This is a genomic window from Psychromonas aquimarina ATCC BAA-1526 (assembly GCF_000428725.1).
GTDB lineage: Bacteria > Pseudomonadota > Gammaproteobacteria > Enterobacterales > Psychromonadaceae > Psychromonas > Psychromonas aquimarina.
On sequence record NZ_KE386794.1, the window covers coordinates 1 to 555 of the forward strand.

Here is a 555-nt window from a genome sequence, read left to right on the forward strand (position 1 = left end):
CTAACGCCCCTGTTAAGGCGCAAAATATTGTTGGCTAAACTTGAGCGCAGCGAAAATAGCCAACTGTATTTTGTCGCACTTTAACGGATTGTTATGTCTTATCGTTAAAACATATCCCATGGGTCTAAACCAAGGCTCTCGATAGGCGGTACTAATACATCAGCTAAAAACTCCCTCTCCTCTGTATCGAAATCATCCCAAGGTAAATCATCTACAAGTTCATTTACCTCAGAGAATCTTTGCTCTATATCGTCCTCTGAATTTGCAACAGTTTTTAGCTTATCAAGAAATTCGATAGTGGTTTCATTTAATAACTTTACAACTTCGGGCTCTGATATATTCAAACCTCTTTCTTCCCATGCTTCAGGAGAGTAATTATCAGTAGCTTTAGTTTTCTCAATGATGTTTTCAATATCACTCATTTTATAAATCCTTTTAGCGTGCAATATAGTAAGAGACATAACGCCCCTGTTAAGGCGCAAAATATTGTTGGCTAAACTTGAGCGCAGCGAAAATAGCCAACTGTATTTTGTCGCACTTTAACGGCTTGTTAGT

1 protein-coding gene is annotated in these 555 nt (G+C 38.0%); it reads right to left on the reverse strand.

The annotated features are described in order from the left end of the window. Positions 1-104: 104 nt before the first annotated feature. Positions 105-422, reverse strand: coding sequence for a hypothetical protein (locus G337_RS0125215; RefSeq protein ID WP_028866301.1), 318 nt, complete (start codon positions 420-422; stop codon positions 105-107). Between the last annotated feature and the right edge of the window lie 133 nt (positions 423-555).

Bases quoted from the DNA above. Each gene is read 5' to 3' on its own strand.
- G337_RS0125215 (WP_028866301.1), bottom strand. From the start codon at position 422: ATGAGTGATATTGAAAACATCATTGAGAAAACTAAAGCTACTGATAAT.